Source organism: Kitasatospora aureofaciens (assembly GCF_019192735.1).
Classification (GTDB): Bacteria; Actinomycetota; Actinomycetes; order Streptomycetales; family Streptomycetaceae; genus Kitasatospora; species Kitasatospora aureofaciens_A.
This window is the reverse complement of record NZ_JAHTKP010000076.1, coordinates 15,539-33,885: the sequence shown is the minus strand read 5'-3', so window position 1 is coordinate 33,885 and position 18,347 is coordinate 15,539. Positions and strand designations below refer to the sequence as shown.

The 18,347-nt window shown below is 70.7% G+C and carries 16 protein-coding genes, 2 pseudogenes and 1 riboswitch; of the genes and pseudogenes, 8 read left to right on the top strand and 10 right to left on the bottom strand.

The features are described from left to right. Nucleotides 1-148: 148 nt before the first annotated feature. Complete coding sequence (locus tag KV557_RS36950) at nucleotides 149-1,594, bottom strand: NF041680 family putative transposase (RefSeq protein WP_218205981.1); 1,446 nt, start codon at nucleotides 1,592-1,594, stop codon at nucleotides 149-151. A 100-nt stretch (nucleotides 1,595-1,694) separates the two neighbouring features. On the opposite strand from KV557_RS36950, the gene KV557_RS36945 reads away from it, so the two are divergent. Beyond that, nucleotides 1,695-2,312 (top strand): helicase associated domain-containing protein, encoded by a 618-nt coding sequence (locus KV557_RS36945; RefSeq protein WP_218205980.1) that lies wholly within the window; start codon nucleotides 1,695-1,697, stop codon nucleotides 2,310-2,312. A 199-nt stretch (nucleotides 2,313-2,511) separates the two neighbouring features. Here KV557_RS36945 and KV557_RS36940 read toward each other — a convergent pair whose 3' ends face one another. Together KV557_RS36940 and KV557_RS43555 are read right to left on the bottom strand one after the other, a co-directional pair. Next, nucleotides 2,512-3,636, bottom strand: coding sequence for a PP2C family protein-serine/threonine phosphatase (locus KV557_RS36940; RefSeq protein ID WP_308130256.1), 1,125 nt, complete (start codon nucleotides 3,634-3,636; stop codon nucleotides 2,512-2,514). 210 nt (nucleotides 3,637-3,846) lie between these two features. Continuing rightward, nucleotides 3,847-3,981 carry a hypothetical protein gene (locus tag KV557_RS43555; protein ID WP_256178503.1) on the bottom strand — a complete coding sequence of 45 codons (135 nt, stop codon included), beginning with the start codon at nucleotides 3,979-3,981 and terminating at the stop codon, nucleotides 3,847-3,849. A gap of 149 nt (nucleotides 3,982-4,130) precedes the next feature. Between KV557_RS43555 and KV557_RS36935 the strand changes: the two genes are divergently transcribed. Continuing rightward, a complete protein-coding gene (locus KV557_RS36935) occupies nucleotides 4,131-4,586 on the top strand; it encodes a hypothetical protein (RefSeq protein ID WP_218205979.1) in 456 nt (151 codons plus the stop codon). A gap of 78 nt (nucleotides 4,587-4,664) precedes the next feature. Here the strand turns inward: KV557_RS36935 and KV557_RS36930 are convergent. Further along, nucleotides 4,665-4,892 (bottom strand): annotated as a pseudogene (locus tag KV557_RS36930) (IS6 family transposase); the annotation flags it as partial. Nucleotides 4,893-5,143: 251 nt separating this feature from the next. Further along, nucleotides 5,144-5,265, top strand: a riboswitch (cyclic di-AMP (ydaO/yuaA leader). 7 nt (nucleotides 5,266-5,272) lie between these two features. Between KV557_RS36930 and KV557_RS36925 the strand changes: the two are divergent. Next, on the top strand, nucleotides 5,273-6,010 hold the full coding sequence (locus KV557_RS36925; protein WP_256178502.1) for a LysM peptidoglycan-binding domain-containing protein: 738 nt from the start codon (nucleotides 5,273-5,275) through the stop codon (nucleotides 6,008-6,010). 228 nt (nucleotides 6,011-6,238) lie between these two features. Continuing rightward, nucleotides 6,239-6,595 (top strand): hypothetical protein, encoded by a 357-nt coding sequence (locus tag KV557_RS36920; protein ID WP_218205978.1) that lies wholly within the window; start codon nucleotides 6,239-6,241, stop codon nucleotides 6,593-6,595. A 6-nt stretch (nucleotides 6,596-6,601) separates the two neighbouring features. Here KV557_RS36920 and KV557_RS36915 read toward each other — a convergent pair. Continuing rightward, nucleotides 6,602-7,408 (bottom strand): annotated as a pseudogene (locus KV557_RS36915) (IS256 family transposase); the annotation flags it as partial. 244 nt (nucleotides 7,409-7,652) lie between these two features. Between KV557_RS36915 and KV557_RS36910 the strand changes: the two are divergent. Then, nucleotides 7,653-7,805, top strand: a complete 153-nt coding sequence (locus tag KV557_RS36910) for a hypothetical protein (protein ID WP_218205976.1) — start codon at nucleotides 7,653-7,655, stop codon at nucleotides 7,803-7,805. A gap of 12 nt (nucleotides 7,806-7,817) precedes the next feature. Continuing rightward, nucleotides 7,818-8,048 carry a hypothetical protein gene (locus KV557_RS36905; RefSeq protein WP_218205975.1) on the top strand — a complete coding sequence of 77 codons (231 nt, stop codon included), beginning with the start codon at nucleotides 7,818-7,820 and terminating at the stop codon, nucleotides 8,046-8,048. Nucleotides 8,049-8,100: 52 nt separating this feature from the next. Here KV557_RS36905 and KV557_RS36900 read toward each other — a convergent pair whose 3' ends face one another. Next, a complete protein-coding gene (locus KV557_RS36900) occupies nucleotides 8,101-8,703 on the bottom strand; it encodes a hypothetical protein (RefSeq protein WP_256178501.1) in 603 nt (200 codons plus the stop codon). Between the two features lie 881 nt (nucleotides 8,704-9,584). Between KV557_RS36900 and KV557_RS36895 the strand changes: the two genes are divergently transcribed. Further along, nucleotides 9,585-10,604 carry a hypothetical protein gene (locus KV557_RS36895; RefSeq protein ID WP_218205974.1) on the top strand — a complete coding sequence of 340 codons (1,020 nt, stop codon included), beginning with the start codon at nucleotides 9,585-9,587 and terminating at the stop codon, nucleotides 10,602-10,604. 292 nt (nucleotides 10,605-10,896) lie between these two features. Here KV557_RS36895 and KV557_RS36890 read toward each other — a convergent pair whose 3' ends face one another. The 4 genes from KV557_RS36890 to KV557_RS36875 form a co-directional block, all read right to left on the bottom strand. Continuing rightward, entirely contained in the window at nucleotides 10,897-11,475 is a 579-nt protein-coding gene (locus KV557_RS36890) for a hypothetical protein (RefSeq protein WP_218205973.1), read from the bottom strand. Between the two features lie 147 nt (nucleotides 11,476-11,622). After that, nucleotides 11,623-12,165 carry a replication-relaxation family protein gene (locus KV557_RS36885; protein WP_218205984.1) on the bottom strand — a complete coding sequence of 181 codons (543 nt, stop codon included), beginning with the start codon at nucleotides 12,163-12,165 and terminating at the stop codon, nucleotides 11,623-11,625. A 306-nt stretch (nucleotides 12,166-12,471) separates the two neighbouring features. Continuing rightward, nucleotides 12,472-16,887 carry a caspase family protein gene (locus tag KV557_RS36880; RefSeq protein ID WP_218205972.1) on the bottom strand — a complete coding sequence of 1,472 codons (4,416 nt, stop codon included), beginning with the start codon at nucleotides 16,885-16,887 and terminating at the stop codon, nucleotides 12,472-12,474. After that, nucleotides 16,875-18,047: an esterase/lipase family protein gene (locus KV557_RS36875; protein ID WP_218205971.1), complete on the bottom strand. Its 1,173-nt coding sequence runs from the start codon at nucleotides 18,045-18,047 to the stop codon at nucleotides 16,875-16,877. Before KV557_RS36875 ends, KV557_RS36880 begins: the two co-directional genes overlap by 13 nt. Before the next feature lie 111 nt (nucleotides 18,048-18,158). Between KV557_RS36875 and KV557_RS36870 the strand changes: the two genes are divergently transcribed. Next, entirely contained in the window at nucleotides 18,159-18,341 is a 183-nt protein-coding gene (locus KV557_RS36870; RefSeq protein WP_218205970.1) for a hypothetical protein, read from the top strand. Nucleotides 18,342-18,347: the final 6 nt, after the last annotated feature.

The window sequence follows — 18,347 nt, the reverse complement described above, 5'->3', positions numbered from 1 at the left end:
CCCCGCCTCACCCAGAGCCCGCACCCACGGCCGACTCACCTCGCCGACGGTAGAGACCGCCCCACACCGGCGCATCCCGAACCCCTGCGAATCACCCCAACGAGGCACCCTCACAAGATCTGCACCCAACGGCTTCTGAGCTTGGCGTTTAACGTGGGCGGGTTTGGTGCTCCTTGAGTGACTCGGCGCGCTTGACTGTCTTGCCGACGTCATGGCGCCTGGCCTGCTGCTTGTTCTTCGATCCTGTAGGCCGTCCCGGCCCTGGTCGGGACGGTTTCGGTGCGGCTGCCGGGCGGGCCCTGGTCACGCGGATGTTGCGAAACCCCCGTCGCACCCGGGCGGGGGTGAGACGGCGGGGTTCGGTGGGCCGTTCCCAGGGGCGGCGGAGGTCTTCGGCGAGGGGCCGGGCGAGGCGGAGCTGGGTGTGGGCGGCGATGATGAGCCAGGTCCACAGGTCGGCGCTGTCGGCGTGGCGGATCTTCGGGCAGGTCCAGCCGAGGGTCTGCTTCATCAGCCTGAAGGTGTGCTCCAAGTCGAATCTGCGCAGGAACGACTGCCACCAGCGCTCCACGTCCGCCGGTGTGGCGGCGGTGGCCGAGCACCACAGCCAGACCGGTTTCGGGGCGCGGTCGCCGGGCAGGTGCTCGACCTCCAAGCGGATCAACGTGCCGTGCAGGACGGGCAGTTCTTCTTCGGGGTGTTCCAACCAGGGGCCGCGGTGGGTCAGTCTGGGGTGCATGCGGTCCCAGGCTCTGGCCTCGGCCCTGCCGTAGCGGGTGGTGTCCGTGACCGTGGTGATCTCGGGTTCGTGCCAGCTGTCGGGCTTGGCGAAGGTCAGGACGCCGCCGTGCTTGCGCGGTCGGCCGCCCTTCGGTCCGCTGCGGGCGGGACCGGCGTCGCGGAGCATGACACGGTCCGAGCGCAGGCGCCCGACCAGGACGACGGGCAGGTCTGCCAGGGCGTGGGTGAGGTAGGCGACGTCGTAGCCGGAGTCCATGACGATCCAGATCTCCGGATCACCGACCTGCCACTGCCGGTCCTGCACCAACCGCTCGACGACGTCTCGCAGCTGGGCGGCGGTGACGGCGGTCGCGTCGTCGGCCGGTCCGAGGCGCACGGCGTCCAGGAAGGCGACCCAGGATGTCCGGCCGCTCTCCAGGGCGGCGACGAAGGAGTACGGCCAGCCCGGCACGAACTGGTCCGTCTTGCGGTCGCCGCGCCCGTAGACGTGGCAGAACAGCCGCTCGTCGCTGGTCGGGGCATCCGGGCGGAGCCAGTTGCTGACATCCACGGCCAGCACGATCCGCCCGTCGGCCGCTCTCGGCAGCGGTAGGCCGGCCAGCGCGCGGCGTACCCGCGCGGGCTCCAGCCAGCCGCGGTCCAGCGCGGCGTACAGGGCCCCGTGGCCGCGCCGGTGCTCGACCGCCAAGGACAGCTCGACCAGCGTCTTCACCGGCCCGTCCGTGCACAAGATCGCGTCGGTGAGCTCGAAGAGGACGTCAGCGCGGCTGTACAGACACTCGTAGAACTCGACCCGAAAGTGGGACAAGACACCCAATGCTTCGCCTGCGGGCGTGTCGGCGGGGAGACTCATACGCAGCGGCCGTTCTCTCGTGCTTCGTTACTCGACATCTCGAAGCGTGGAGAACGGCCGCCTCACGTGCCGCCGGTTCCCGGGAATCTCAGCAGGTCGAGTGACCCGCGAGGTTAAACGCCAAGCTGAGACCGCACACCCGGTCGGGGTGTGGCTCGCCGGGCTGCGGGCGGCGGCCGAGGTACCTGAGGGCGAGCCTGGCGCCCTGGCCCCGGAGCGGCGGGCCGCGCTGGAGGAGATCGACCCGTGGTGGTGCCCAGCCTGGCCGATCACCTGGCAGCGCACCTACGCCGTCGCGCGGCAGTGGTGGCTGGAGTCCGACGGCCGCGTCGACTGGCCCGCCCTGTCGGCGGAGACCACGTTCGAGGGTGAACAGCTCGGCCGGTGGGTCCGGGCGCAGCGAGCCGGCTGGGCCGCGCTCGACCAGGAGCAGCAGGACCTGCTCGCGGCGCTTGGCGTCGCCGAGGATCAGGAGCTCGTGGCCGCGAAGCAGGCCGCCGAGGCGAAGCCGAAGGTGTCGCGGGCGGACCGCTTCCAGCTGCACCTGGCCGCCCTCGCGGAGTTCGTGGAGCGGGAGGGCCACGCGAGGGTGCCCCGCGCGCATAAGACTGCCGAGGGGCTGTCGCTGGGTGCCTGGCTGAACAACACGAAGGCCCGCCGGGCGAAGCTCAGCCCCGAGCAGCTCGGACAGCTCGCGGCCCTGGGAGTGGCCTGGTAGACGCGGCCCGATCACGTCGCGGCGTTGCGCACCGGGCTGCTTCGACGGGTCGGTGCACGGCCGCCGTCAGGCAGGGAGAACCTGATCGCCGGATCCAAGACCGACCGCGCCTGCGAGGCCACCTGCCAGGCCCACCGGACCACCGACGTCGCCCCGGAGATTGCAGGGGCGGGGCGAAGACAGCCTGCTCCTGCGGGCGTCAAGTGACATCCGAAGCGGATGCCCGGGGAACTTCGCGGTCCGGATACGCGTGGAGGCGTACGGCGAGGGCCGCGATGTCGTCGTGCAGTCCTCCGCTGCTGTAGCGGAGGAGGTCCCGGTGGAGCCTGTCCAGTAGTTCGCGGGGCGGCGCTGCGGTCTGCTGCCGTAGCCAGTCAGATAGCGGGAAGAACTCGCCGGTGTGATTGCGGGTCTCGGTGACGCCGTCGGTGTAGAGAAGCAGGTGGTCGCCGGGGTCGAAGGCGGCGGTGTCGATCCTGTAGTGATTGCCGATGAGCGACGCGAGATTGAGAGGCGGCGAGGGGGCGGTCGGACTCAGGACGCGAAGCTCCCCGCGGTGCAGGAGCAGCGGCGGGGGATGCCCGCAGTTGAGGAGTCTGAGGCAGCCACCCTCGTGCGGGATTTCGACGAGGAGGGCGGTGGCGAAACGCTCCGGCAGATCCTGGGTGGGGTACGCGGCGCTGTGGCGGGTGATGCCGACCTCCAGACGGCGCGCGATGCCGCACAGGTCGGGCAGGTCGTAAGCGGCCTCTCTGAAGGAGCTGACCACCGCCGAGGCCGCCGACACCGCGGACAGCCCCTTGCCCCGCACATCGCCGATGAGCAGCCGAACCCCGTATGGTGTTTCGAGGGCCTCGTAGAAGTCACCGCCGATGCGGGCTTGCGCTGCGGCCGCCAGATACAGCGACTCGATCTCGACGCATCCGAGGCGGCGTGGCAGGGGGCGCAACAGCACACCCTGCGCAGCGTCTGCGACGAGCCGGACCTGCAGAAGGGCTTGCTCCCGCTTGAGTCGAACGTAGCTTGCGTACGCGCCAACCACGGTGCCCCCGGCGATGGCCGCAGCCGTCCACCACGTCCCCAGATCCGGGTAGACAAGGCCGAGGCCGACCATGATCAGAAGGCAGAGCATCCCCAGCAGGACGGTGGGAAGCACCGGCCACATGGAGGCGGCGACGGCAGGTACGACGGGCAGGAAGCGGCTGAAAGCAACCTCCCTCGGCGTAGCGAATGCCAGGCCGGCGATGACCGCGGTGAGTACCACCGGCGACAACAAGGCTTCCCACCGGCCAGCGGGAGAACGACGGCGCCGCAACCGCGCAATCACGATCACGATGTAAATCTATCGGTACAAAACTGCCATAGATCCCCATTGGGCCCGTATGTCGGCAGCAAGCCGCCGGCAAATGGCCGCAGACCCGAGAGCACCTCGTGATCTCCACCGCTTCTCGCCCGCGCGACGGCCGGTCATGACCCGTTGGTGCCACCTTGGCTGATGTCACGTCTGCCTCCATCTCGTGGCCGGCTGCCCGCGTCAGACGCCGGGCACGCCGACCATGCGGGCGAGGGCCGCGCCGCTGGTTCTGGTGGTGGCAGTCAGTAGGCGCAGCCGGCGCAGGAGTGCGCCGAGCCGGTGGATGCGCCGCCAGCGCAAGGCCGTGAACTTCACCCCGAGTAGCAGTGATGCGCACCGTGGGAGGGAATCATGTGCGGCCAGGACCTCGGGGAAGGGGGAAGTACGCACGAACATGATCAGCAGCGTGGGGACGGTCGCGTAGTGTCGGGCCGACGACCGGCTCGAGGAGAGGACCAGCTGCCATGACCGCGCCCGCGGTGTGCCTGGGGTTCGACTGCCTGTACTGCGAGCCGGTCCTTGGCCCCGGCCATGTCGACCGGACGAGTCCCTTCGGCGCGTGGAAGGTGCTCCAGGACGCCAAGCGCGAGGAGGGCGGCCTGTGGCTGGGTGTGCTGGAGATCCGAGCCGAGGACGTGCCGCTGTCCGACCTGCGAATCCGCCTCAGCCCGGGCGTGCAGCCGGGCCCGGACGAGATGGGCTTCGTCTTCCAGTGTGTGGCCTGCGACCGGCTCGGCGTCGTCTTCCAGGCCGCGGCCGGAGGCAGTCACGTCACCCCTGTCGTGGCCTGGCCGAACGCGCCTGAGCCCGAAACCGTGCGGGTGAGGACCGGCCAGATGCGGGCGCTCTTCCGCCGGATGATGGAGCTGGAGACGCGGGTGTGTGAACTCGAAGACCGCGCCGATCTCCTGGAGGCGTGATGGCGTTGTCACGTTGTTGGGTGCGAGAGTGCCTGAGGGTGTGTCGGGGTGTGGTGGGGCCGGGTTGCAGCTGTGTGTTCAGGCCGCGGTGGGCGGGCCGGCGGCTCCGGTGACCTGCTCCCAGATCGCGAAGCGGACGGTCATCTCGGCTCGGTAGCCGGTGGCGGCCATCAGGTGGCGGCGGGGTCGGAAGTGGGGTGAGATGCCGCTGAACGCGGACAGGAAGCGTTGGCCCGCGCCGGCGGAGCGGAAGCCCTTCATGGCGCGTTCGCGTTGCCCGGTGGGCTGGTGGCTGCCCTCGGCCCGGCGGCCCGCACTGACACGCACCCATAGGGCCGTTACTGCATCGTTATCAAGCACCATTGTGGATCATTCGGACAATCCGGCCGGGCCGTGACCCAGCTCACGAGGGCTTGTGCTAATGGCTCCGTGCCGTTTACGGTCCTTCTCGTTCGTCTCCGTACGAAACGAACCCCGCTCTCCGGAACGCCGAATCCTGCCGCCGGATCGGGCGGGCACGTGCACCCATGAAGCACCACGGCAGGGGCGGGGGACCCACAGGTAAGTTGCCTCACCCGGGCTGGTCCCGGCGGGGCTAGGGGTGAAGCCGCGTCTCTGCGCGGCCGGGCTACTCCAGCCCGAACCCGACAGCTCACCTCGCAGGCGTGGGAGAGGAATCGCACTTCATGCTGCCCGTCAACGCTCGCCCCAGCCTGTTCGCTGTCGGTTCCATCAAGCGCATCGTCGCGGCCGCCGTGGTCGTCGGCGTCGGCGCCGGCATCCCGGTGGTCGCCGCCACCGCCGCGAACGCCGCCCCCGTCAAGTCCGCCCCGGTGCACTCGGTCCAGGCCGCCGCCCCGGCCGCCGCCCCGCAGGCGCCCGCTGGCTACACCGTCCTGAGCGGTGACTCCCTCACCAAGATCGCCACCACGCACAACGTGCAGGGTGGCTGGCAGAAGCTCTACGACCTCAACAAGTCCGTGCTGACCAACGGCCCGGACAAGATCTACCCGGGCCAGCACCTGACCCTGGGCGCGGCCGCCCCGGCGCAGGCCCCGGCTGCGCTGGCGCCCGCCGCGGCTCCGGCCAAGCCGGCCGCCGCCAGCCCGCTGGCCGCCACCCCGGTCGCCAGCACCCCGGCCGCGCTGCAGGCGCTCGCCGCCTCGATCGTCCCGGCGAACCAGCTGGCCTCGTTCGACCAGATCATCAGCCACGAGAGCGGCTGGAACATCCACGCCACCAACCCGAGCTCGGGTGCCTACGGCCTGCCGCAGGCGCTGCCCGGCAACAAGATGGCCTCGGCCGGTTCCGACTGGCAGAACAACCCCGCCACCCAGCTCAAGTGGGCCCTGCAGTACATGAACACCGTCTACGGCAGCCCGAACGCCGCCTGGGCGTTCTGGCAGGTGCACCAGGCGTACTGATCGGACCTCTCCCGATCAGTACGGCCTGATCGGACCTGATCGGCCTGTTCGAACCGAAGGGTCCGAGCGAGTACCGCCCGCCGGCCGGATGTCCGGCGGCTGACGGGCTGTCAATCAGCCACCTGACTGGCCCGGTTCACGTTGCGGTGCGTGAGCCGGGGCCGTCGGCGTACCCGGGGTCCGGACGGGACCGCGGCGCGGTCAGTCCGCCGCGACGCGAGACGGGTTTTGAGCAGCATCTTCGGCGGCATCGACCTGACGGAACTCGGGTTCGTACGGCCCGACACCAGACGGCGCCCGGGCGCACCGCACCAGGAACAGGAGGAGGACGTGAACCGCCGCAGCCTCCTCCTACTCGGCGCCGGAGCGCTCGCCACCACCGCCCTGACACCCGGCGGCCGCATCACAGCGGCCCACGTCGCCAGCCTCCACCAGGCCGAGCAGACGCTCTACAACGCCGACCTGCGCCACGGATCGGCCCAGCTGCGCAGCCAGGCCGCCCACGCCTTGAACGCCGCGCGCACCTGGCTGCAGACCGGCAGCTACTCCGAGGAGACCGGTCGTCAGGAGTCTATCACGAATTAGGTGTTTTTAACCGGCTTGGTCTAGTAGTTGATGGTTGGTCTGGTCGGCCTGCACCCGTGCGGCGGCAAGGCGGCCGTCGAAGAGCTGGTCGAACTCGTTCAGGGCGGCTTTCCACTTGTTGTTCCAGCGCTGCCGGCCGCGCCCGGAGGGGTCCAGGGCGAGGGTGGCCAGGTACAGGCGCTTGAGAGCGGCCTGCTCGTTGGGGAAGTGCCCGCAGGCGGTGGCCGCGCGCCGGTAGCGGGCGTTGAGGGACTCGATGGCGTTGGTGGTGTAGACGACCTCGCGGATGTGGTCGGGGAAGGCGAGGAAAGGCACGAACTCGCTCCAGGCCCGTTCCCATACGGCCGGGATGGAGCCGTACTTGGGCCACTTCGCGGCGAAGGCCGCCAGGCGCTCGCGAGCGTCGGCCTCGTTCACGGCGGTATGGACGGGCTTGAGGTCGGCGGTCACCTCCGCCCAGTCCCGGCGGGAGGCGTATCGCAGGCTCGACCTGATCAAGTGGACGATGCACTGCTGGACCACGGCCTGGGGCCACATCGTGTTCACCGCGTCGGGCAGCCCGGTCAGGCCGTCGCACACCAGCATCAGCGCGTCCTTCACGCCGCGGTTCCTCACCTCGGTCAGGACGGACTGCCAGTACTTGGCGCCCTCGCCGCCGTCGCCGGCCCACAGGCCCAGGATCTCGCGGTAGCCGTCGGCGGTCACCGCGATCGCCACGTAGACCGGCCTGTTGGCGACCTGCCCGTCGCGGACCTTGACGTGGATCGCGTCGATGAACACCACGGGATAGACCGGTCCAGCACCAGCAGGTCGCCGACCGGCATGTCAATGGCCTTCTGGAACTCCTCGTTGTAGTCGTCGCCGTCCAGGACGGCCTCGGCGATGCTGAGGAGGTCCCCGGAGCTCGCTGTCCGCGGCCATCAGTCGGCTGTGCCCGGTGTAGTCCCGGGGCCAGTAGAGCGTCAGCTCCCCGATCTGGGGACCGTCCTCGTCCCCGTCGTCCAACTCCGCGACGGAGACCGTCCATCGCTCCGCCGTGTCGCTGTAGGGATCGGCCGTGACGATCGGCGACCGCCGGCTGCATCCCCGGAACCTGGACGCCTACGCCACCATCGCCTACCACCTGGTCGGCCTGGACCAGGAGGACGAGGACGGCCTCGACGGCGACCAGGACGAGGTGCCCGGCGAGCTGGACGCCGCGCTGGAGTAAGCCCGCGCCGGGGTGTGCGTTCTCCAGCAGTCCCTGCCCTGGCCGTTCCGTGACGTCCTGCTCTACAGCGAACTGGACAACCGGCCCGCCCACCGTATCCTCTACTGCTACGCCGATCTGCTGCGCCGCCGCGCCCCCGAGGCGGCCGCGGCGTGGTTCACCGCGCTGGTCTACCTCAACCCGAACGACAACGTCGGCGCCCGCTTCCTCGCCCCGGACGGGCCCGGGGACCGCCTCTTGTGAGCAGCACGGAAGGCCGCCGCCCTGCGAGGGGTGGCGGCCTTCATGCGTACGGTCAGCTCAGGTTGAATTGCCAGTACGCAGTCTCGCGGTATCCGGCGGACATCGGGGTGACCTCCACCGTGACGAAGCTCCCCTCCTTGTCGGGCTTGACCCGCACCGGCACGGTGCGCTTCTGGTCCTCGCCGAGAAGCGGCATGAGGACGGATGCGGAGCCGTCCCGGTCCAACAAGGTCAGGCCGTAGCCGGGGATGTCGGGGTCGAGGGTTTTCCCCGCTCGGACCACGATGGGGGCGGAGCCGCTCGTGTCGAAGCTGGTGTCCGGGGACTTCCCGCCCGGGCGCAGCTCTTTGTCGGTGCCGTTGTCGTAGGTGATGGTGAAGCTGTAGGTGTTGTCGGGTTCCCGGTGCGGTGGGCTCACGGTGATCGTCAGGCCGTCGTCGTAGTGGGCGGTCGCGCCAGGGCGGAGGGGTTCGGCCACGCTTCCGGAAAGGTCTTCGAGGTGCCCGTACCCGGTCAGGCTTTTCTCGAACTTGCCCAGTGCCACGGCTCCCAGGACGGCTAGGGCGGTGAGGACGAGCATCGCGATCCCGCAGCCGGTGGCCCACCGCGGGTTTCCCGAGGTCGGGGGGCTGGTGGGGGTTGAGTCCGTGTCCATGCAGGTCACGATAGGAAGCAGCCGGCACGGACTCATGAGCGAACGTACTCAACAACCGGCTGAGTAGTGCCGAGGCGCACCTTGCGCTCGGCCAGCAGCGGCGGGCGCAGCGGGCGGTGTTTCGGCCTTCGGGTGTTCCCGGGGTTGCATGGCCGGCGTCAGCCTTGATGAGCAGCGCGGTCCCTGGCCGGTGCCGGCTCCGGACTGCTCGTCACCGTTTTGACCTTCGTGGCGCAGCACCTTGAGGTGCACTGGCACTGACACCGTGGGACCGGTCCGCCGACCCGCTCGGGGGCTCGGGGGGCGGACCGGTCCTTGTCTGTGTCGCTGTCGGTGGAACGCCCCACCGAAGCACTGCGCCGGGGGTCGGGATGCGCCCGGATCCGATCGCCGCCTCCATGGCCCGCCTCGGCTCCGCCTGGGGCGCGGCCGTCGCCCCGGCCACCATCGCCGGCCGAGGAAGACGGTCAGTTGCGCTGCACGTCGGTCGGGAAGCCTGGAGACGGACGGTGGCCATCTGCACCGCGTACGACCCACCGGGGACACTCACGGCCGTTCCGCCGTCCTGCGGAGCGAGCCGCATGCCGGCGTCGACGGACACCGCCACCAGGCCCCACGCGGAACGTGGCGATCAGGAAGCCGTCCAGGTACACGCTGCCACCGGTGATGGCGGTGGCCAAGGCCACCGTGGCAGCCTCCAGCCGGTCTGGCGGCACCGCGAACGACCCGCCCTGCAGCGGAACTCCATGCCCCGACCCCCATGCCGAGGTGCCCGACCGTCGGGTCCGACACGTCCGGACACCTGCATCGCGCAGGTACGGAGCTGTGCGAACGTGGTCGGGCCAGCCGTCCAGCGATGTTGTCCTTCGAGGTGGTGGCGTATGGAGAGAGGCCCCCGATCGGCGCCGACGTATCCGCCGTGGGCGACCTCACCCGCCTTCCTCTCGATCCTGCTCCTGCTCCCGGCGACGGCCGGGTTCCTGCTCTTCTGGCTGGGCCGGGGCGAGTCCATGAACCACGACGACCTCCTCGCGTTCAGCATCGGCATCGGTTCCGTCTTCGCGCTGTGGTCCGGCCTCGCGGTCTGGGTGTCCGGCCGGGTCGGCGACGTACTCGGCCTGTTCCGCAGGGCCAGGCGGGCCCCGGCGATTCCGTACCGCCTCCTGCTTGCCATGTGGCCGCTGGGCTCTGCCGCCATCAGTGCCTTGCTCCACTGGCAGGACGGTCCGCCGGCGTGTCTCACGGAGGCCGGGTGGCCGTGTGTGCTCGAACCGGGCTTCCGGTGGCGGATCACGGCGGTCGTCCTCTTCGGGCTGTCGTCTGCCGGACCTGCCGTCGTGGTCATCTGGCTCGTTGCCGAACGACTCCGCCAGCTGCGCGGCCTGTTCGAAAGAGAGCACCGCACCGTGGTTCCGCCGGGCCAGGTCGTGGATGAACTGCGCAAGCTCCAGGACTGCCTGGTGGCCTCGCTCGTCGCGATCGGCATCGCGCTGTCCGCGGCGACCCTCGTGATCATTGCGGTCCAGCTCCTGGTCAACAGCCTCGCGCATACGTTCTGGACCTCGATCTACGCCAGGCAGGGATGGCCCGTCCCCCCCGGGGACTTCGTCGTCGTCAAGGAACGGTTCGTGGTGTTGATCGGTACGTTCTTCACCGGCGTGTTCGCGGCGGTCTACACACCTGCACTCCTGTCCTGGCGCAGGCGGGCGTACGAGCTGGTGAACATCGTGTACACCACACCGTCGACGGGGAGGCCGACTGAGGCCTGGGTACAGGGACGAGCGCGGATGATGGCTCTCCTCGGCCTGGACGTCGGAATCGCAAAGCGGTTGTCCAACGCCCTGGTGGTCCTTGCCCCACTCGCGGTCAGCCTCCTCAGCAAGCTGTCCCAGAAGCACTGAGGACAGTTCCCGTTCGGGCCGGGGTCGTCAGAAGAGGTCGATGTCGAAGTAGCCCGCGGCGGCACGGGCAAGGAATGCTTCGCGTGACTCCCTGCTGAGCCCGTCTTATCTGGGGTTGTCAACCTGATCTCGCAGGTCAGCAGCGAATCAGACGTTCTGTCATATAAGGCATCGTTCAGATCCGCCCCACCTGGGTCGAGTCCGACACCGCCCACTACCGCCGCGGCACCGACGAGACCGAAACCGCCCGCCTCGCCGAACTCGTCACCATGCTCTTCGTCGAGTAAGGGCGTCAGCGGGGCTGTTTCGGGCGGACGATGGTGCACTGCTCGTCGGCGTTGGGGGGTAGGCCGGCGGCGCGCAGTACGCGGTTGACGTACTCCGGTTGTTCAACGGGCAGGCCGCGGGCGGTGAAGAGCGCGAACGTCTCGGCCGTGAGCTGCAGCCTCTTGCCGCTGGGCAGCTCGTACGGGCCGATGGGTTTCATCAGGAGCGGACTGAGCGTCATCCGGGCGCTGTCCCTGGGGTGCTGGAGATAGAGGCGGACGGCCTGCTCGGCGCTGCTCTCCGGATCGTGGCGGGTGACCACCACGAGCCCGACCACCCTCTCCCAGGGGTAGCGATGCCGGCTCCACGGCCGCACCAGGGTGATCTGCTGCTCGTCCGCGTGTACGAGGAATCCCCGGCTCAGCAGCTGGACCAGGGCCACCATGATCAGTAGGGCGCCCAGGACCTCGAGGAAGGGGTCCCCGGTCAGCAGGCCCACCAAGGTTCCGAGCGCGAGGGTTGGCAGCGCGGAAACCCCCAGGCACAGGCCGCCCAGCAGTGGGCCCACCCGGACGGTGGTCCGCTGAGTCGTGTTCCCCCGCATTGCGTCCGCCCCTTGTCGCCCACCCGACTGCTTCGAGACTCCTGTGTCCTGTGCTCGTTCGGCAAGCGGCGGAGGTGAACCGGCACACGGCTGTGACAGTCCGCTCCGCCATCAGTGCAACGCGCTGTGGCGCTGGCTGACGATGCGTCAGGTGTCCATCGTATGCCCGAAATCGCGTGCGGTCTGTTGCGGGAGCTCGCGCGGCTCGGGCGTATCGAGAGGTCCCCGTGTGGCGGGCTCGCACCACCAACACCAACGAGTGATCAAGCGCGTGGTGTTCCCGGTCGGCGGGTAGACGGTGGGCCACAGCCGCAGGTCGTGGGTGCGGGCCCCGGGGCGGCGCAGCGCGGTCTCGGCAGCGGCCTTGGCGGCGCCCTTCGCCAGGAGCTCGCACCAGGCGCGGTAGGCGGTGAGCTTCTCCACGAGCGTGCCGACGCCCTCGTTCCCGCGGTCGACCTCGGCCAGGAGCAGCGGCACCTTCGCGCCGGGATCGCGCAGCACCAGGTCGGCGAAGAGCAAGCGGCGGCCCGGCAGCGCGAACTCGACCTCCGTCGCCCAGGACGTCACCAGGCCGACCCCACCCGCCGAACCGGGCGCGGTGCCACCCCGCACGAACGCCACCACCGTCTCGTTCACCGCCATCGCGTGCGGCGCACCCGACGCCCCAGCACAGCGGTTGGCCGTTGGTATGGCGGACGAGGAGGGCCAGGAGCTGGTCCTGGTCCAGGGAGCCGATCGGGCAGCGGCCCGGTGTTACGAACGTGCTGCCCGGACACGACCATTGAGGCCGTCTTCGTCGTCATGACCACAGCGTCAGGCGGGCTGCCTGTGGACTAGGCATGTTCGCCGTGCTCTGGCCAGATGCTCGGCCGTAGCTTTCGAATTGCCGGAGGTCGCTCGCCGAGCGGCTGGCCAACAGCGTTGTCGATGTGGGAGAAAGGCTGGGACAGCGGGCGCCGGGGACGGCTGGAGTGATCACTCATGGCTGACAGGCAGTCACCCATCGCTCGAGTCCAGGAGTTCGGGCCAGGTACTGCTGCAGTAGCTGCGGGCGTGGAGCCGGAGGCGGTTGCTGACCGTCTCGCGCAGGACGCGAGGAAGGTCCTCGCGGGAGGCCAGCGCCCGAAACCACTGCGGGGGTTCGGTCACCATCTCCTTGGCGAGGATCTCGATGGTCTTGCGCGCGAGCGCGGTGTCACCGGTGACGAGGCCCGACATAAGCCCCCGGCGGCCGGCGGCGCCCAGCCCCTGGACGACCGCCTGGATCGGGGCGTCCCAGCGGTTGGCGATCTCGCGTTTGGGCTTGCTCATCGCCGGGTCGTAGCCGTGCAGGGCGGCGGAGACACCGAGCAGGAGCTCGGCGGCCGCGGCGGGCTCGACCAGGGCGGTCCGCTCGATCAGCCGGCCGAGCTCCCTGGCATCCTCGCTCACCAGCTTGCCGTGGGCCGGGGATTTGGGGATGACCAGCGGGATCACGGTGTCCCAGAGCCGCTTCCGCTGCTCGGCGGAGCCGATCGGGGAGAGGCGGCAGTGCAGGGCGACCAGGGTGTGGTGGGCCAGCGCGGGCACGGAGTCGCGCGGCTCGGCCTGCTGGGCCCCGGCGGGGCTCCCGGGTGCTGGCTCGCCGTCGCCCCGGCCGGCGAGCGCCGTCAGGGTGGGCACCAGGGGCTCCGCCTGCTCGAAGGTCCAGCCGCCTGCCCGGAGCGTCGACCGAGCGACCTCGAGGACGCCGATCCGGCGCAGCTGTGGGCTGTCCGGGGGCAGGTCCGCGGCCAGCACGCGGCCCGAGGGGGACGGCCAGCCGGCGTGGTCGATCAGAGCCCGGAGCAGCCGGTAGGAGGTAGTGCGGGAGCCGCGGCCGCCGTCCTGCAGGGCCGTCAGGAGCGCCTCGAAGCGGTCGGACGCGGCACGCACCACGGCGATGACCTGCGAGCGGTCCGCGTTGCCCGCGATGTCCAGCGCGGTGATCAGCCGCGTGGGGTCACACGTCAGCGCGGCCTCGTCGACCAGGTGGTCGAGGAGCTCCGGATGGGCGGCGGTGAGCTTGTCGCAGCAGACGCTGATCGCCTTCCGCAGACGTTTGGCGTCGAAGGCCTGCCGGGTGTCCTGATTGCGGCACCAGGCGTCGAAGGCGGCGCGGGCGCCGGGGTGCCCGGCGACGGACGCCAGGACGAGCAGCTGCCCGAGACCGTCGGGTTCGAGCCAGCGCGGGTGGCTATCCACGGCCGGCAGGACCGCCAGCAGCCCGGGGCCGTCCAGCTCGGCGCGGGAGACCGCTTCCAGCAACCAGGTCGGGAAGGAGCGGGCGCCGTCGACCACCAGCGGCGCTGGGAGCAGGTCGAGGGCCTCGCGGCACAGGGCGGTCAGGGCGTTGGAGAACGGGGTGGGCGCGACGAGTGGCTGGAGGCCGGGCCGCGCGCTGGTCTCCCGGCGCAGGACAGGCACGATGACGGTATCGAGCACCGTGGTCTGCGGCCCGGGTCGGGTGATCGCCCGCAGTGCGGTCACCACCGACGCCGCCTCGGCCTGCGGCAGGTGGTCAGCGAGCCGGCCCAGGCCGTGCAGGCGGGCGCGGTGCAACCGCTCCGGTCCGGTCTCGTTGAGGGCGGCGAGCATCAACTCCCGTACCGTGGCGGGGCCGAGACCGTGGTGGACGGCGGCCCACAGCCTGCCGATCTCGAACTCGACGGCCGTGGAGTTGATCCACCCGGCCAGCGAGCCGAGCAGCTCCTCGCACCGGGTGAGGGCCTGGCGCGCGGTCCGGTCCTTGAGCGGCGCGTCGGAGAGGCGATCGATCGCGCGGTGCAGCTCCTCGACGATCTCGGGCAGGCCGCCCGGCTGACGGTCCTTCACGTACCGCTGCCAGAACTCGGCGAACCGGCACAGCGACCAGTCCGGATCCTCGGCGAACACCGAGCAGAGCAGGGCCAGGTGGACGCGTTGGTGGTTGCGCAGGTCTCCGGCGCGCTGGTCGAGCAGCCAGTCCATCACCTTGGCGTCGAGGACGAAGTCCAGCGCGGCCGCGGGCTGGCGCCGTGCGAGTCGGCACAGCGCCTCCACCAGTCTGATGCGCACCACCCAGGCGTCCGGGGCGTCCGGTCGTGCGGTGCAGTGCCAGACGGCGGTGAGGTCCTCGGCCCACCGCCGGGGATCGGGGTGGCGGAGTCCGGGGAGCAGCAGTAGAAAGCGCTTGACGGACTCGGCGGGGGCCTCGGCCAGCACCTGCCGTGCGAACTCCCGGACCTTTCCGGGGGTGCGCTGCCCGGCGTAGATGCTCAGGCCCAGCGTGACCGTCCGGTCATCCGCGAGCAGTGGCCGGAGCAGCAGGTCGGCCTGGACGGGGGAGACCCGCGGCAGCAGCTGCCCGGCGACGGCGGCGAGCAGCAGGTCGTCGGGTTCCCGGAGGATGCGGTCGACGAGTTCCCGGCCGCGGTCGGCGGTGAGCAGGTAGCGGGCGGCCGCATGTTCGAAGAAGGTCTGGTGGAAGAAACGGAGCCGGTTGGAGTCCACCACGGTGAGGATCCCGCGCTCCTGCAGGACGCGCAGGTCCCGGGGGATGTCGGCGGAGGCCTCCGGCGGCAGGAGGCGGCGGAGCTCGGTCTCGGCCACGCCCGCTTCCACCTCCAGGGTGTTGGCGGCTAGGAGGTAGCGGGCCAGTGCCTCGGCGGTGGCCTGGAGCGGCAGCGCCGCCCGCTGGTCGGCCGCCGGGTCGTCCTCGCCAGCCCGGGAGTCGCGCTCCACGCGCCGCTGCCACATGGTGTCGTAGAGCGAGGCGACGTCGACGTCCTTGACCGGGACGTCCGGGGCGTAAAGGTCGAACAGCAGGCGCAGGGTGAGCGGGTTATCGCAGACCTCGCGCAGCGGGAGGTCGAGGTAGACGGCGTTCATGATGAGGTCGTGGACCCGCGCGGCGGAGTCCCCGCCCGGACCGTCGGAGTCATCGGACGGGCAGAAGGCCCGGCAGTGACCGCGGACGGCCTCCGGCTGCTCGGTCGCGCTGTACGGGCCGAGCGTGAGCGGGCTGCGCAGGTACCCCTCGGCGTCCTCGTCGTCCAGCGGGAGGAGCGCGGCCTCGCCGGGACGGCAGGTCAGCACGGCCGACACCTGGGAGCGCTGCGCCAGCCGCAGCAGTTCGGCGACCAGCCGGCGGCTGTCGGAGCTGTGCATCAGCAGGTCGAGGGTGTCCACCAACAGCACGGGTGTGAGCCCCTGACCGACGCACTGGCGCAAGGCGCGTTCGACCTCTGGCAGGGTCAGGCCTCGCGGGCCGCGGGCCGACTCCTCGCGCATCCCCTCCAGCAGGTACGAGGCCTTCACCAGCAGGGGTTCGACGTCGTTCTCGGCGGAGAGCGCGCGGTGCAGGCCCCAGAGCACGCTGGTCTTGCCGCAGCCGGCCTCGCCGATCACGACCTGGCCGCCGGGTTCCCCCAAGCGGCGGTGCAACCGATCCTCCAGCTCGCGCCGGACGTACAGGTCGGTGAGGTGCACGCCGCGCGGGTAGCGGGGGCCGGCCTGGACCACGACGGAGGCATCCTCGGCGGCGACGCGGCTGAGCTCCCGGAGCCGGTCGAGCTCGGTGGTCCCGGTGGGCTCGACCGTGAAGTCCTCGATGTCGCCGTCGATGGTGCGGATGTGCAGGGTCACCGGGGTCTGGAGCGGCTTGCCGGCCCGGGCGAGGGCGTTGAAGTGCTCCTTCACATGGCCTAGCAGGACGGTCAGGTCGGGTTCAACGGTGGGAGCGTGGGACTCCAACCAGTCCAGGAGCACCGTGGAGAAGCGGCCGGACCGACGGGCCGGGTCCTCGCCTGCCACCTGGCCGTCCGCCGCCGCGTGCAGCACGAACTGGTCGGCGCTGGCCCGGGGGCCGGGCAGGAAGGCGGCGACCGCCGGTCCGGACGGCTGGTTCAGGTCCTCGAAGAACTGGGCGCAGGTGTCCACCAGGAGGACCTGCCGGCCGAACCAGGCCACGTCCCGCCGGGTCAGGTACCTGCGCAGGCCGTCGAGTTCGATCGCGCGCAGGTCCGCCGCGGAGGCGTCCGGGCAGACCAGCACCCGCTGCCCGTCCGGGCCAAGGACGCCGTGGCCGCCCCAGTAGACGAACAGCAGGTCGCCCTCCTGCGCGGCCGTCTGCTGGGTGAAGACGTCCATGACCTGATCACGGGAGTCGATCGGCCGGATCTCCAGGCCATGTTCGTTGGCCTCGGTCCGCAGTTCGGCCAGCCGCTCGGCCTCCGCCGACAGGAGCAGGGCGATGTTCTCCGGCGGTACTCCCCGGTCACGGAGCCAGCGGGCGAAGCGGACGGCGTCGGCGGCGGCGCCGGGCAGGTCGAGGGATGGTACCCGGGGGTAGCGCGCGATGCCGACCAACACGGCGTGCACCCGGGCAGGGTCGGCCCCGATCAGTCCAGCCATGTGCCGACCGCCTCCCAGACCTGCGGGTTGGACCAGTACGACGTGTGGGCCCACGGGAAGGGCTGCCCGTTGTTGACCTCCTGGTCGTACGCCCGCCCGGGGAAGACCTCGGAGGCACGGTAGCCCAGGAGGTCCCGCTGGTCGTACAGGTTGAGCCAGCGCGCGGGGAACTGCGGGGGCAACGCTTCGGGGTGCTCCAGCGAGACCAGCGCGCCGATCTCGTAGAAGAACGGGGCCTGCGATCCCACCGTGATCAGCCGGTCGACGCGCTCCGGCTTCTCCCGGACGAGCAGGTCGACGCAGGCCACTCCGCCGAGGCTGTGGGCGATCACGGTGACCGAGTCCCCGGGGGTGTTCTCGATGGCTCGCCGGATGTAGTCGCGGACGCCCTGGCCGCGGGCCTGGTAGCGGAGGATGTCCCCCAGCGCGGGCAGCGCACCGTCGCTCCAGGCGCCGCGCCGCTGCCGGGAGCGCCGACTGAAGCCCAGCAGCGCGGGGGTGGCGAGGACCTTACCGATCTTGCTCTTGATGGACCGCCCCTCGGTGTACAGGTCCGAGCCGACGGCGGCGAGCAGCGCGTCCCGGATCCCGCCGGAGACCAGCTGGGCGCCCCGCGCATCGGCGGAGGCCAGGGCCGCCGCGACCAGGGCCCGCGCGACCGCGTGCCGGTGCTCGTAACCGCCCTCGTCGACGGTCGCCGCAGCCTCCCGCACCTCGGTAGCGGGCAGGACTGTGCGCAGCGCCTCGGTCAGGTCCTCGGCGAGACCGTGCCTGGCGAACACCGCGGCCGTCCCGGCGGTGGGCGTGTACCCGGTCACCTGCTCCAGGAAGCGCTGGCTCGGCGTGAGTCCGCGCGTCATCCCGGCCGGCTCGGGAATGCGCAGCCCGAGCGCCCGCAGCTCGTACCAGGGGTCGTAGTACAGCACGCCCCAGACCGCGATGTCGTCGTCCTCCGCGATGCCGCCCTTCGACTGCGCGTACCTCGGAATGGAGACGCCGTCCAAGGCCAGGGATGCACCGTGCTCCCGTCCCCAGAAGCAGCCCCGCACCTCGATGCCGGGGCGGAGCCGCCCGAGTTCGGAACGGACGAGCGCGAAGCTCTCGTTGTAGGACTCCTCGCGAACTCCGGTGCCGTGAACGAAGAGCACTGACTGGCGCATGGTCCCCCTTGGGCACGGGCTGAGAGCCCGATGGCGGCGCGGCTGGTCGGAATGCCGTCCATCGTAGGGCACCTCATCGGCCTTTCTTCACACCGAAGTTGATGAACCGTCATGACATGTTCAGTGCGTGGGCAGGGCCGGGTTGCCGGGATCGGCGGGCCGCCGGACGACCGGGCGGTGTACGAGGCGTTCATCGACACCGGGGTGCCGCTGTACTTCCACGAGCACTGGAGCAAGGTCGCCAACCGCTTCAAGACCACCATCGAGGTCCGCAAGCTCGCCAAGGCAGTCTGACGACGT